The sequence below is a fragment of the Curtobacterium sp. MCSS17_011 genome, from assembly GCF_003224275.1.
Taxonomy (GTDB): Bacteria; Actinomycetota; Actinomycetes; order Actinomycetales; family Microbacteriaceae; genus Curtobacterium.
Window position 1 is genome coordinate 1 of sequence record NZ_QKLE01000026.1, and the last position, 13,542, is coordinate 13,542.

Genomic DNA, 13,542 nt, shown 5'->3' on the forward strand with positions numbered 1-13,542 from the left:
ACGCCGTCAAGCGCGGCCTGCTCGTCGGCACCGCCACCATCACCGCACAGATCAAGTAACACCCCGCACCACCACAGCCGGCCCGGACCACGCAGCAGCGCGGTCCGGGCCGACTTGCGTTGTGCATCGTGCGCCGAGCAGAACCGGGCGTACCTGGCGGAACCGGGCGTACCTGGCGGAACCGGGCGTACCTGGTGAGTTCTTTCGACCAGGTACGCCCGTTCTTGCGAACCAACGCGCGCGCGATGGGAAAGAAGAGGCTGACGGACGGTCGGGAGGCCCGGTGCCGGCTGACACCGGGCCTCCCGTCCGTCGTGTGCTGACGCCGGGTGGGCAGTCGTCGCCACGGGCTGGGCGACACCTCACGCGGTCGCGGAGGCGTGAACTGTCGCTCAGCGCGAAATCTCGCCCCCGCACCGCACCGGACCCCACCGCGGCACCGCGCAGCTCAGTGCCGCCGCCACCACCGCCGCGGCTTCGCCTCGAGCCGCGCCTGTTCCGCAGCCTGCGCGGCCGAAGCCATGCGCACCTCGCGGCGTTCCCGCCAGGCCTGCACCTCGGCCTCGACGTCGCGCATCGGCGTCACCACCGGCGGCCCGCCGAGCAGCTGCCGCCGAGCCTCCTTCACCCGTGCGTTGAAGTCCACGAGGACGTCCCGCACGTCGGTCTCGAGCGACAGGGCGTCGAGTGCGTCGTCGAGTTCGGCGTCCTCGGTCCGCAGCGCCAGGGCCGGCGGCGCGATGCCGCGGATGTCCTCACGCTCGATCTTCGACTTGATCCACCAGTCCGGGTCGTGCTGCCCGTCGAGGCCCGGCAGCGGCTTGCCGTGGTAGGGGTTGCCCTCGAAGACCCCGCGTCGCTCGGCTTCCTCGATCTGGGTCCGGGCGTGCGCGGCGACGTCGGCGGCCTTGAGCAGCCGACGTTCTTCACGTTCCGAGCGAACCTCGTCGGGGTCGAGCGACCCCCGCTCGATCTCCTGGTCGACGAGCTGCTGGTAGCGGTAGCGGGCGGCCCTGCGGAGCCGGTCCATCCGTGCATCGACGTCGTTCATCGTCAGACCATGATGCCCCGCGCCCCCGACGGGCCTTCCAGTCCGGTCAGGACTCCGCTGAGACCTCTTCGATGGTCAGCGCGGCCTGGATGAGCGCCAGGTGCGACAGACCCTGGGGGATGTTGCCCATGAAGTCCCCGTCGACGGCGCTCAGCATCTCGCTGAACAGACCGACGTCGTTCGCCTGCGCGACCATGTCGTCCATCAGCTGCTTCGCGTCGTCGATGCGTCCGACGCACGCGAGTGCGGCGGCGAGCCAGAACGAGCACGCCACGAAGGGGGATTCCTCGTCCTGGATGCCGGAGTACCGGTACACGAGCGGGCCGTGCTGCAGCTGCTCCTCGATCGCCCGGATCGTGGACTCCATGCGCGGTCCACGGTCGAACGCCGACATCGCGTGCAGCAGGATCGAGCAGTCGAGCGCGTCGCTGCCCGGGTGCATGACGTAGTGGCCGAGCTCCTCGTTCCACCCGTTCTCGGCGACCCAGTCCTCGATGAGCTCGCGGTTCTCGATCCACTTCTCGCGTGGGCCGTCGATCATCCCCGCGTCGTGCAGCTCGACCGCTGCGTCGAGCGCCTGCCAGCAGCCGATCTTGCTCGTCGTGTAGTGCTGCGCCTCCTGCAGCTCCCACATGCCCGAGTCGGGCTCCACCCAGCGGTGGCACGCGTCGTCGGCCAGGTCCTGCAGCACCGAAGCCGTCTTGCGGTCGAGCACGTTGCCGGCTCGGACGTACTGGCGCATGATCTCGAAGACGTCGCCCCAGACCCCGAGCTGCAGCTGGTCCCCGGCCCGGTTGCCGATCGTGACCGGCCCGATGCCGTTCCAGCCCGGCACGTCGCGCTCCTCGACGGTGTCGCTCTTCGACCCGTCGAGTCCGTAGAAGATCGGCATCGTCTCGTCGTGCTCGGCGATCGTGCGCATCACCCACGACACGGCGGCGTGCGTCTCCTCGCGCAGGCCGAAGCGGGTGAGCGCGTGCACCGTGTACGCCAGGTCGCGGACCCAGGCGAACCGGTAGTCCCAGTTCTTCCCGCCGGTGCGGTCCTCGGGCAGGCTCGTCGTCGGCGCCGCAGCGATGGCGCCGGTAGGGGCGAAGATCAGGAGCTTCAGGGCGAGGGCGCTGCGCTGGACGGCGTCGGACCACGGTCCGTCGTAGCTGAACTCCTTCGACCAGGTCGACCAGTTCTCGATCGTTCGGTCGACCCCTTCGAGCGTGCGCTCCGGCTCCGGCAGGAAGATCGGTTCGTCGTACGTGCCGACGATGGTCAGGATCGACTTCGAGCCCTCGGTCGTCGAGAACCGCCCCGAGAACCGGGGGCCGTCGTCGTGCACCGGTTCGAAGCCCTGCTCGACGATCGCGATGGTCACGCCGTCGATCCCGATGACGGTGCCGTTGGCGGTGTCGAGTCGGCGGGGTTCCGCGGTGTTCAGGATCGTGCCGGGCACGACCGCCCACTCCATCTCGACCGAGCCGTCGACCCCCTGCACGCAGCGGCCGATCTCGGCCCACGGCAGGCGACCGGCCACACCGGTGACCATGGCGTCGGTCACGGTGGCGGTGCCGGACGGGGTCGTCCAGGTCGTCACGAGCACGTTCGTCCCCGGCAGGTAGGCGCGGGACACCTGCGCGTGGTCGTCCACCGGCCGCAGGGCGACGTGTCCGCCGTGCTCGGCGTCGACGATGCTCGCGAACACCGGCGGCGAGTCCATCGACGGGATCGGCAGCCAGTCGATCCGACCGTCGAGCGCGATGAGGGCGACCGTCCGACCGTCACCGATCGCGCCGTACGAACGGAGCGGGACGTACCCGTTCGTCCGTTCCTCGTTCTCCGTCGCGTCGGGGGTGTCTCGCGTGCGCTCGGTCATGCGTCCAGCCTGCCCCGGCCCCGGCGGCGACCATCAGGCGGACGTACCCCTCGTGGAGAACGCACGCCGGGCCTCCAGCCTGTGGAGAACCGCCGGAGCACCCCCGGAGCACCGCCGGAGAACCGCCGGAGCACCCCCGGAGCACAGCCGACACGCCCACGCGACTTGCGCATCCCGGGCGTGTCGCACTAGCGTCGTGCTCCTGCCGATCGGCAGACCGCCCGCCCCGGGCACACCGGAAGGACCACGCATGCACGCCGTGCAGCACAACGAGGAACGCGTCGAGCTCCAGCTCGACGCGACCGTCGTGCTGCCCGAGCAGCAGTGGTCCCTCCGCTATCCCGCGTAGGCACGCGACGTCCCACGACGCCTGCGTGCCCACCCGGCCCGGGGCGTTCGTCAGCACCGCCTCCTTCCGTCCGCCACGTCCGGCGACGACCAGGAGGCCGGGCGTGCGACCGTCTCGGACCGTCACCTCGACGCTCACGAAAGCGAGACGACACCATGAAGAAGATCAACGACCGGTTGCTCAGCTGGGCTTCGATGCTCGAGGACAACACCGAGCAGCAGGCCCGCACGACCGCGCGCATGCCGTTCGTGTTCCCGCACCTGGCCCTCATGCCCGACGCGCACCTCGGCCTGGGGGCGACCGTCGGGTCCGTCATCCCGACCCTCGGCGCCATCATGCCGGCGGCCGTCGGCGTGGACATCGGCTGCGGCATGATCGCGGTCCGTACGCAGTTCACCGCCACCGACCTGCCCGCCGACCTGCAGGGGCTGCGCGAGCAGATCGAGCGCGCGATCCCGCTGTCGGCCGGTGCGTCGAACCGGAAGATCGTGGCGACCGCCGCACCGCGGATCGCCGAGCTCGAGGCGATGGCCGAGACCGCCGGGTTCGACCCCGACGGTGTGCACGGCGGCTGGCGCAACCAGCTCGGCACGCTCGGGTCCGGCAACCACTTCATCGAGGTCTCGCTCGACGAGCAGGACCGGGGCTGGCTCTTCCTGCACTCCGGGTCACGAGGCGTCGGCAACAAGATCGCGCAGCGGCACATCAAGGTCGCCAAGCAGGCCATGGAGCGGTGGTGGATCCAGTTGGCGGACCCCGACCTGGCGTACCTGGTCGAGGGCACGCCGGAGTTCGACCGGTACATCGCCGAGCTCCGGTGGGCCCAGCACTTCGCGCTGCTCAACCGCGAGGAGATGATGGACCGCGTCGTCCGGCAGCTGTCCGAGGTCGTCGGCACGCCCGTCGACGAGCGCGAGCGGATCAACTGCCACCACAACTTCACGCAGCGTGAGACGCACTGGGGCAAGTCCGTGTGGGTCTCGCGCAAGGGTGCGATCCAGGCGAAGGCCGGTCAGCCGGGCCTGATCCCCGGGTCGATGGGCACCGCGTCGTACGTGGTCGAGGGGCTCGGCAACAAGCCGTCGCTCGAGTCGTCCCCGCACGGAGCAGGTCGGCTGTTCTCGCGGAGCGCGGCCCGGCGGACCTTCACCCACGAGCAGCTGCGCGAGGCGATGGCCGGCATCGAGTACCGCGACACCGACGCGTTCCTCGACGAGATCCCGGCGGCGTACAAGCCGATCGACCAGGTCATGGCGGACGCCGAGGACCTCGTATCGATCCGGCACACCCTGCGGCAGCTCGTCAACGTGAAGGGCGACTGGGACGCCCCCACCGTCGGACCGGAGGCCCGTGGCGGCATCACCACGGGCCTCCGGTCCGACAGGGGGCGGCACCACCACCCGGCGCGCCCCGGACAGGACGGCGCGCGTCGGGCACGCTTGTCCGTGATGAGCGACACGGCGGAGCACGCAGCGAAGGAGACCGGACGACAGGTCCGGCGAGCGGCGGACAGCCGGTGGTTCGAGATCACGGCACGTGCCGGGTTCGTCGGCAGCGGCATCGTCCACCTGCTGATCGGGTACCTGGCGATCCTGCTCGGCATCGGCAACGCGTCCTCGGGCGGTGAGACGGACCAGTCCGGTGCGCTGCAGCAGATCGCCGCGGTCCCCGGCGGGGTGTTCCTGCTCTGGCTGATCGCCGTCGGCACGGCCGCACTCACCGTGCGTCTGGTCGTCGAGGCGATCGTCGGCGGCCGATCCGACACCACCCGGGGCTGGCTCGCCCGGTTGAAGGACGTCGCGAAGGCCGTGGTCTACGGCGTGATCGCGTACTCGGCCGCCTCCTACGCGCTCGGCGCCGGGTCGAGCTCGAGCAGCTCGTCCCAGAGTGCCGCCGCGAAGACCCTGGCGACGCCGGGCGGGGTGTTCGTGCTGCTCCTCGCCGGGGCCATCGCGGTCGCGGTCGGCATCGGCCTCGTGGTGATCGGCTGCCGTCGGTCCTTCCGCAAGCAGATCACGCGACCGTCGGGCCAGCTCGACCGCGTGGTCACCGTGCTCGGCGTGGTGGGGTACATCGGCAAGGGCATCGCCGTGGTGATCGTGGGCGTGCTCATCGCCGTCGCGGGGCTGCAGAGCGACCCCGACCAGGCCACCGGCCTCGACGCCGCGTTCGACGCCGTCCGGAGCATGCCCGGTGGGGTGTTCGTCCTCGTCGCGATCGGCATCGGGTTCCTGGCCTTCGGCGTCTACAGCTTCTTCCGCGCACGGTTCGCCCGCCTCTGACCCGCGGACGCCGCCACGCCTGAGCGGGCACGGACCGCCCCCGCGGTAGACGGGGTCGATGAGCACCAACGTCACGACCGGCCCCGCGACCGTCTTCGCCGACGCCCGAGCGGTCCTCGCCGAGAGCATCGTCTGGGACCCGTCGGCACAACTGCTCCGGTGGGCCGACATCACCCTCGGCACCCTCAACACCGCCGAGGCCGACGGTGCCGTGCGGTCGAGCGTGCCGCTGCCGCCCCCGCTGGCGAGCTTCCAGCCCCGGGCCTCGGGCGGGTTCGTCGCGGCCCTCGGCGACACCGTCGTGGTGACGGACGAGCAGGGTTCCGTGGAGCGCGAGATCGCCCGCGTCACCCACAGCACCTCGGGCAACCGGTTCAACGAGGGCAAGTGCGACCCGTTCGGCCGGTTCCTGGTCGGCAGCATGAACGTGACCACCGGCGAACCCGACGCGGCGCTCTACTCGATCGAGGCCGACGGCACGACCCGGGTGCTCCGCGGGGGCTTCGGCGTGACGAACGGCATGGAGTGGTCGGAGGACGGCAGCACGATGTACGTCACCGACACCAGCGCCTCGACGGTCTTCCGCGGGTCGTACGGCCCGGACGGCGAGCTCGGCGAACTCGAGCCGTTCATCGTCGGTCACGCGCACGACGGCCTGGTCCGCGACGACGAGGGCTGCTTCTGGAGCGCGATCTACGGCGGGTCCCGCGTCGAGCGCTACGGGCCCGACGGCTCGCACCTGGAGACGGTGGAGCTCCCGGTCGCCAACCCGACGTCGGTGGCGTTCGGCGGACCGGACATGTCGACGCTCTTCGTCGGGACGGCCCGCGAGAACCTCTCCGAGGACGACCTGGAGCAGGCACCCCGATCCGGCGCCGTCTTCGCCGTGCCGACCACGGTGCACGGCTTCCCCGCGAACACCTTCAGCGGCTGACCACGTCGCCGCCGCCCCCGTGGCCGGCGGCCGGGTATCCTGGGCGACCGCCCGACCGGAGGAGACCCACGTGGACGACGAACGCCAGGCACCCCGGCCGGACCCGGCCGGCGAGCTCGCCCAGGCCGAAGACGCCGACGTCACGGTGCGGGTGGACCGGGTCGCTGTCGACGGCACCTACGTCCGGGTGAGCTCGATCGGCGAGCCGGGCGCGCGGGCCTTCGTGCTCGTCGCGGGCCTGGGCATCGCGTCGACCTACTACGAGCGGCTCGCCCCGCACCTCAACGAGAACGGTCCGGTGCACGCGCTCGACCTCCCGGGCTTCGCCGGTGTCCCGCGGTTCCGGGGCACGGTCACGATCGAGCGCTACGCCGACGCGGTCGAACGGGTCATCGACGACCTCGGGCTCCAGGACCCGGTCCTGGTCGGGCACTCGATGGGCACGCAGGTCGTCACCGAGGTCGCCGCCCGCCGTCCGGGGATCTCCGACCTCGTGCTCATCAGCCCGGTGGTCGACTCGTCGGCACGCACGGTCCGGCAGTCGGCCTTCCGGTTCCTGCGGTCGACGCTGCACGAGCCCGCCGCGGTCCGGTGGCACGGCATCACGGCGTACGTGCTGTGCGGGTGGCACTGGTTCCGGAAGGTCCTGCCACGGATGATCGCGTTCCCGATCGAGGAGCGTGCCGCGCACGTGCAGGCCCGCACCCTGATCGTCCGCGGGGAGCACGACGCGATGGTGCCACGCGACTGGGTGCGTCGGCTGGCGCGGGTGTTCCCCTACGCGGTCCTCCGCGAGGTCGTCGACGGCGCGCACTCGGTCATGCACGCACAGGCCGACGCCGTCGCGCGGCTCGCGGTGGCACACGTCGACCACCGGATCCCCGACCGGGGCGTGTCGTCGCTGCAGCGGGTGCGCGACGACTCGACGTCGTCGGACCTGGCGCGACTCAGCGCGGGGGACGCCTGGCTGCTGGTCAAGTCGCGGTTCATCGAGCTGTTCGGGATGGCCCGGAACGACGACGAGACGCTCGAGGCGGCCAAGTCCGCGCACGCCGTCGCGATGGCGGACGGTGACGACCTGCCGGTCGACCCGGCGGACCGCCGGGCGGTCGTCGACGAGGTCGCGCCGGAGACGAAGGAGCGGTGACCGCCTGGAGGCCCGGTGCCGGTCCTCGGAACCGGCACCGGGCCTCGAGAGCATCGCGACCACCGCGACGGGCGCGCGGTCAGGGCGTGATGCGGCCTGGCAGCATGTCGGGCGTCAGGGCGCTCGCCTCGGCGAGGACCTTGCGGGCCTCGTCGGTCTTGTCCCACACGTTCCAGAGCAGCACGCCCCGGACCGTGTCGTCGTCGTCCAGGTAGTAGACGACGCCGGTCACGGTGGGGTCCTGCCAGTCCTCGACCGTGCGGAGCTTCGAGCTGACCTGCCCCACGGCCTCGTACCCCATGTCGAAGACGTCTGAGTAGAACATCGGGGTGTGGTCGTAGGTCTCGTCGGCGTCGGCCAGGTTGCGGCCGGCCTGTCGACCCTGCTGCTGGGCGTTGTCGACGTGCTCGACCCGGCGGGTGCCGAGTATCCGGTCCGGGTACTCGGCGACGTCACCGGCGGCGAACACGGAGTCGTCGTCGGTGAGCAGCGTCGACGTCACCAGGATGCCGTCGCGCACCGTGAGTCCGGCGTCGGCGGCGAGCTGCGTCGCGGGTTCGATGCCGAGTCCGGCGACGACCGCGTCGGCCTCGACCACGGAGCCGTCGTCGAGCGTCAGCCGAACGCCGTCCGCGGTCTCGGTGCCCTCGGACACCCGCCGGCCGGTGCGGAGCTCCACACCGTGGTCGACGAAGCGCTGCTGGAACGCCCGTGCCAGGTCCTCGGGGAACATCCGTCCACCGACGACCTCGTCCGGGTCGACCAGTGTGACGCGCGCACCGTTCTGCACGATGCCCGCCGTGATCTCCTGGCCGATGTACCCGCCGCCGACGACGGCGACGTGTGCCCCGGCGTCCGCGAGTTCGCGCAGCCGGCGGTAGTCCGACGCGCTGCGGTAGTCGAGCACGCGTGCCGACGGGGACAGCCCCGGCAGCCCGCGGGGCTTCCCGCCGGTCGCGAGCAGGAGCCGCTCGTAGCCGTGGGTCGCGCCGTCCGCCGTCGTGACGGTCTTCGCGGCACGGTCGATCGCGGTCACCGTGGTGCCCAGGACGAACTGCGCCCCGGTCTCCTCGGTGTGCAGGTCGACCTTCTCGTCCCAGCTGAAGTCCGGGTCGGTCCAGAGCTTCTTCGACAGCGCGGGCCGTGCGTAGGGCCGGTCGACGTCCTCGCTGAGGATCCCGATCGACCCGTCGGTGTCGAGCTCGCGGATGCCGCGGGCAGCGGCGTCGGCGACCATCCCGCCGCCGACGATGAGGTAGCGGAAGTCGGTCATGACGCCTCCTGGCGGTGCTGTGGCGCCACGATCAGATCGTGGCGACCGAGCCGGAGTCGACCCGGTAGTTGGCGCCGTTCACGAAGCTGGCCAGCTCGGAGCACAGGAAGGCCACGACGTTCGCGACCTCTTCCGGCTCGCCGCGGCGCTTGAGCTCCATGTACGGCCGCTCTTCTTCGAGGAAGCTGCCGATGGCCTCGTCGAACGAGGTCCCGCGCTGCTCGGCCCGCTTGTCCATCATCGCGTCGGTCATCGGCGTGTGGATGAACGCGGGGGAGACCGTGTTCACCAGCAGGCCCTCGGAGGCGTAGGAGCGCGACAGGCCCTTCGCGAACGAGAGCACCCCGGCCTTGGCGGCGCAGTAGGGGAGCTCGTCGTCGTACGGCTGCGAGGCGTCCTCGGACACCAGGTAGACGATGCGGCCCCAGCCGCCCTGGCGCAGGTCGCCGATGAACTCGCGGGTGATCCGCACCGGCCCCATCAGGTCGATGTCGATCGTCTCCGCCCAGCCGGCCTCGTCGATCTCGTGGAACATGCCCTGGGCACCGGTGACGCCCGAGGACTGCACCAGGATGTCGATCTCACCGACGGCCTCGCGCACCCTGTCGTGCAGGGCGGCGAGGCTCTCGGCGCTCCGGACGTCGGCGGCGAAGGCGTGCAGCTTGCCGATCGGAGCCTCGAGCTGGTCGGCACTGGTGTCCAGACGGCTCTGGTCGATGTCGGTGACGACCACGGTCGCACCCTCTGCCAGCAGGATGCGCGCCGTGTTCCAGCCGATGCCGGAGTCACCGCCGAAGACGAGTGCGGTCTTCCCCTGGATACCGAGGTCCACCCGGGCCCCTACGCGTGCGCCGACGCGTCGGCGACGGCTGGCGTGGTGGCGGAGGCCAGCGGGGTGCTGGGCGCGCGGTTCTCGGCGGAGACCATCCACGCGAGCTGCTCGAGGCGCTCGATGAAGCCGTGGAGCAGGTCCGCGGTCGTCGGGTCCTCTTCGTCGACCTCGTCGTGGACGTCGCGCATGGTGCCGGTCACCTGGTACAGCCGGAGCGTGACCTGGTCGATGGCGTCGTGCGTGGTGATCTCGCCCGAGGGGAACGCGTCGAGGTGGCTGCCCGCGGCGACGGTCGCCGAGCGGCCGTCCGGCACGAGGTACAGCGCGCGCATGCGCTCGGCGGTGTCGTCGGCGAACTCACGAGCGGCGTCGACGATCTCGTCGAGCTGCAGGTGGAGGTCGCGGAAGTTGGTGCCGAGGATGTTCCAGTGGGCCTGCTTGCCCTGCAGGTGGAGGTCGATGAGGTCCACGAGGACCGCTTGGAGGTTCTTGGCCATCTTGTCCGAAGCGTGCATGGTTGTGGCTCCTTTCGCGTCGGTGTGACCGTTCCGGTCTACGCGGTGCCGCAGTGCACGCTCTCAGTGCGCTCGGAGGCAGCGTCCCCCGAGGTCGTCCGGTGCGGCGCCGCTCAGTGCGACGGCGCGGGGTCGACCTGGTCGACGGCTTCGCGCATCTGCTCCAGGAAGCCGGCGACGATCCGCGCCTCGGACGCGGGGAGTCCCTCGGCGATCGACATCATCCGGCGGTGCATCACGCCGAGCGTGGCGCGGACCTCGTCGTCGGTCTCGGTCGTCGGCGTGATGACGAGGGCCCGGCGGTCGGTGGGGTGCGGGTCGCGGCGGACGTGGTTCGACTTGACCAGGCGGTCGATGAGGATGGTCGTCGACGCCGACGAGATCTTGAGGTACGCGGCGAGGTCCTTCGGACTCACGGCGGTGCCGGAGCGCTGCGCCTGCAGCAGGTAGCGCACGGCGAGCAGGTCGGTCTCGCCCATGCCCATCGAGTCACGGGTCCGGCGGCGCATGGCCGTCTCGGCGGATCGGTACCGGCGCAGGGCGTTGAGCACCGCGACCCCGCGTTGGGTCGCGTCGTCGTCCGGGAACCAGTACCCGGACGCCTCGGTGATCTCCTGCGTCGACATGGCGTTCAGGGTAACCCGTCTCGTATCTCGGCCGTCTAGCGAACTCCCGGGTTCTGCGGTGACCGATGCGTCCGCACCGTCCGATGCGTCCCCACCTGACGGACAGGAGGCCCGTGGCGGGGTCGCCACGGGCCTCCTGTCCGACGGTCGGTCGCGTTACGCGGCTGCCTGCTCGTCGGTGCCGGCTGCGGCCTCGGCGAGCGCGGTGAGCGCGCCCTGCACGAGCGTCGTGACCTCGGCGTCCTCACGCGGGTGGGTCTCCGCGAAGCGGACGACCGACTGCGGGATGGCGACCTTGACGTCCTCCAGGACCTTCGCACCGGCGATGCCGGCGGCCTTGCGGGCGTCGTCGTGCGCCCAGACGCCGCCGTACTGGCCGAACGCCGAGCCGATCACGGCGAGGGGCTTGCCGGACAGCGGCGAGGCGCCGAACGGGCGCGAACCCCAGTCGAGCGCGTTCTTCAGGACGGCGGGGATGGTGCCGTTGTACTCGGGAGTGATCAGCAGGACGGCGTCCGCGGCGGCGACGGCGTCACGGAACGCGACGGCAGCGGCGGGCGGGGTGTCGCCGTCGATGTCCTCGTTGTAGAACGGCAGGTCGACGATGCCGTCGAAGGTGTGCAGCTCGATGCCCTCCGGCGCGTGGTGCGCGGCGGCCTCGGCGAGCTTGCGGTTGATGGAGTCGGCGCGCAGGCTGCCGACGAGGACGAGGACGTTCGTCATGGAGCTCCTTCTGTTGTTCGATGTTGTTGCTGGACGGAAAGGTGTCAGCGACAACCAATGCAATCGTCGGGCGCGCTATTCCCGACGCTGGGTACGGTGGCGTCGTGACCTCGCTTCGGACCCCGGCCAGCACGCCTCGAACCACCGACCCGGACTGGTGGCGCGACGCCGTCGTCTACCAGGTCTACCCGCGCAGCTTCGCCGACACGGACGGCGACGGGCTCGGTGACGTCGCGGGCATCACGAGCCGGGTGCCGTACCTGGCATCGCTCGGCGTCGACGCCCTGTGGCTCTCCCCGTTCTTCCCGTCGCCGCTCGCGGACGGGGGCTACGACGTCGCCGACTACCGCGCCGTCGACCCGAAGCTCGGGTCCCTCGACGACCTGGACGCGCTGGTCCGGGCCGCCCACGAGCACGACCTGAAGGTCATCGTCGACATCGTGCCGAACCACACCTCCGACCAGCACGAGTGGTTCCGGGCCGCACTGGCGTCCGCGCCGGGGTCGGCCGAGCGTGCGCGGTACGTGTTCCGCGAGGGGTCCGGCGCCTCCGGGGAACTGCCGCCGAGCGACTGGATGTCGAACTTCGGCGGCAGCGCGTGGACCCGGGTGCCCGACGGGCAGTGGTACCTGCACCTGTTCGCCCCCGAGCAGCCCGACCTGGACTGGTCGAACCCCGAGGTCCGCGCCGACTTCGAGGACACCCTGCGCTTCTGGTCCGATCGCGGTGTCGACGGGTTCCGCGTGGACGTCGCGCACGGGTTGGCGAAGGACCTGTCGACCCCGTACCGGTCGTCGAACGAGCAGGACCTGCCGCTCGACGGCTCCGACCCGCTGTACGACCGCGACGAGGTGCACGAGATCTTCGCCACCTGGCGCCGGGTGCTCGACGAGTACGACCCAGCCCGTGCCGCCGTCGCGGAGGCCTGGGCCCCTGCACCCCGCCGCGTCCTGTACGCCCGGCCGACGGAACTCGGGCAGGCCTTCAACTTCGACCTGCTCGAGGCGCCCTTCGAGCCGGATGCCTTCCGGCGGATCATCGAGCGCAACCTGGCCGCCTCGGAGCAGTCCGGCGCCTCGAGCACCTGGGTGCTGTCGAACCACGACGTCGTGCGGCACCCCACCCGGTACGGCCTGCCGGACGGCACCGACACCGACGCCTGGCTCATGACCGACGGCACCTCGCCGGAACTCGACCGCGCACGGGGGCTCCGCCGGGCCCGGGCCGCGACGATGCTGATGCTCGCACTGCCCGGCTCGTCGTACGTCTACCAGGGCGAGGAGCTCGGGCTGCACGAAGCCGCCGCGATCCCGCGCGACCTGCTGCAGGACCCGAAGTGGCTCCGTACCGGGCACACCGCGAAGGGCCGGGACGGCTGCCGGGTGCCGATCCCGTGGACGCGCTCCGGACCGTCGTTCGGCTTCGGGGACGTCGCACCGCACCTGCCGCAGCCGCAGGACTTCGGGGAGTCCTCGGTCGAGGCCGAGGACGGCGATCCCGACTCGACCCTGTCGCTGTACCGCGAGGCGCTCGCCGCCCGCCGTCGGCTGCAGCGGGGGGAGACACTGACGTGGCTGGAGGCCGGTCCCGAGGTCGTGGCGTTCGCCCGGCACGACGGATGGCGGTCGGTGACGAACTTCGGCACCGCGCCGGTGCCCCTGCCGCACGGGACGGTCGTCGTCGCGTCGGGACCGCTGGACGGGGTCGCACCGGGACTGCTGCCGGGTGAGACGACGGTGTGGTTGGCCTGAGCGGTCCGGTCCGGTTGCGTCGTTCTTCCTCCACAGCCGGGAGGCCCGTGGGGGCGTTCCACAGATCATCCCGCCACCGCCCGTGGGTGACGTCCCGGTCGCGAGCATCGGGGCATGACAGATCCCACTGCTCCTGCTCCTGCTCCTGCTCCTGCTCCACCTTCGGCCCCTGGTCCGCGATCGCTCCGGTCG

Annotated in this window: 11 protein-coding genes and 1 pseudogene; 5 read left to right on the forward strand and 7 right to left on the reverse strand. The window is 71.3% G+C overall.

The features are described 5' to 3' along the window. Nucleotides 1-448 precede the first annotated feature (448 nt). Complete coding sequence (locus tag DEJ17_RS14330) at nucleotides 449-1,051, reverse strand: DUF1992 domain-containing protein (protein WP_110894874.1); 603 nt, start codon at nucleotides 1,049-1,051, stop codon at nucleotides 449-451. Nucleotides 1,052-1,097: 46 nt separating this feature from the next. Continuing rightward, the gene (locus tag DEJ17_RS14335; RefSeq protein WP_110894875.1) at nucleotides 1,098-2,918 is read right to left on the reverse strand and encodes a glycoside hydrolase family 15 protein; all 1,821 of its coding nucleotides are present in this window, start codon (nucleotides 2,916-2,918) and stop codon (nucleotides 1,098-1,100) included. Nucleotides 2,919-3,422: 504 nt separating this feature from the next. Here DEJ17_RS14335 and DEJ17_RS18100 point away from each other — a divergent pair. The 4 genes and pseudogenes from DEJ17_RS18100 to DEJ17_RS14350 form a co-directional block, all read left to right on the forward strand. Beyond that, a pseudogene (locus DEJ17_RS18100) lies at nucleotides 3,423-4,586 on the forward strand (RtcB family protein); the annotation flags it as partial. Nucleotides 4,587-4,715: 129 nt separating this feature from the next. Further along, nucleotides 4,716-5,549 (forward strand): DUF1206 domain-containing protein, encoded by an 834-nt coding sequence (locus DEJ17_RS18105; RefSeq protein ID WP_258366831.1) that lies wholly within the window; start codon nucleotides 4,716-4,718, stop codon nucleotides 5,547-5,549. Between the two features lie 58 nt (nucleotides 5,550-5,607). Further along, nucleotides 5,608-6,483, forward strand: coding sequence for an SMP-30/gluconolactonase/LRE family protein (locus tag DEJ17_RS14345; protein WP_110894877.1), 876 nt, complete (start codon nucleotides 5,608-5,610; stop codon nucleotides 6,481-6,483). Nucleotides 6,484-6,553: 70 nt separating this feature from the next. Continuing rightward, complete coding sequence (locus tag DEJ17_RS14350) at nucleotides 6,554-7,630, forward strand: alpha/beta fold hydrolase (protein WP_110894878.1); 1,077 nt, start codon at nucleotides 6,554-6,556, stop codon at nucleotides 7,628-7,630. Nucleotides 7,631-7,709: 79 nt separating this feature from the next. Here the strand turns inward: DEJ17_RS14350 and DEJ17_RS14355 are convergent, their stop codons facing one another. From DEJ17_RS14355 to DEJ17_RS14375, 5 genes are all read right to left on the reverse strand, one after another. Then, complete coding sequence (locus DEJ17_RS14355) at nucleotides 7,710-8,903, reverse strand: NAD(P)/FAD-dependent oxidoreductase (protein WP_110894879.1); 1,194 nt, start codon at nucleotides 8,901-8,903, stop codon at nucleotides 7,710-7,712. A 31-nt stretch (nucleotides 8,904-8,934) separates the two neighbouring features. After that, nucleotides 8,935-9,735, reverse strand: coding sequence for an SDR family NAD(P)-dependent oxidoreductase (locus DEJ17_RS14360; protein WP_110894880.1), 801 nt, complete (start codon nucleotides 9,733-9,735; stop codon nucleotides 8,935-8,937). Between the two features lie 8 nt (nucleotides 9,736-9,743). Then, nucleotides 9,744-10,250, reverse strand: coding sequence for a Dps family protein (locus DEJ17_RS14365; protein ID WP_110894881.1), 507 nt, complete (start codon nucleotides 10,248-10,250; stop codon nucleotides 9,744-9,746). A 113-nt stretch (nucleotides 10,251-10,363) separates the two neighbouring features. Then, nucleotides 10,364-10,876 carry a MarR family winged helix-turn-helix transcriptional regulator gene (locus DEJ17_RS14370; protein WP_110894882.1) on the reverse strand — a complete coding sequence of 171 codons (513 nt, stop codon included), beginning with the start codon at nucleotides 10,874-10,876 and terminating at the stop codon, nucleotides 10,364-10,366. Between the two features lie 156 nt (nucleotides 10,877-11,032). After that, the gene (locus DEJ17_RS14375) at nucleotides 11,033-11,599 is read right to left on the reverse strand and encodes an NAD(P)H-dependent oxidoreductase (RefSeq protein WP_110894883.1); all 567 of its coding nucleotides are present in this window, start codon (nucleotides 11,597-11,599) and stop codon (nucleotides 11,033-11,035) included. A 104-nt stretch (nucleotides 11,600-11,703) separates the two neighbouring features. Between DEJ17_RS14375 and DEJ17_RS14380 the strand changes: the two genes are divergently transcribed. Beyond that, nucleotides 11,704-13,350: an alpha-amylase family glycosyl hydrolase gene (locus DEJ17_RS14380; protein WP_110894884.1), complete on the forward strand. Its 1,647-nt coding sequence runs from the start codon at nucleotides 11,704-11,706 to the stop codon at nucleotides 13,348-13,350. Nucleotides 13,351-13,542: the final 192 nt, after the last annotated feature.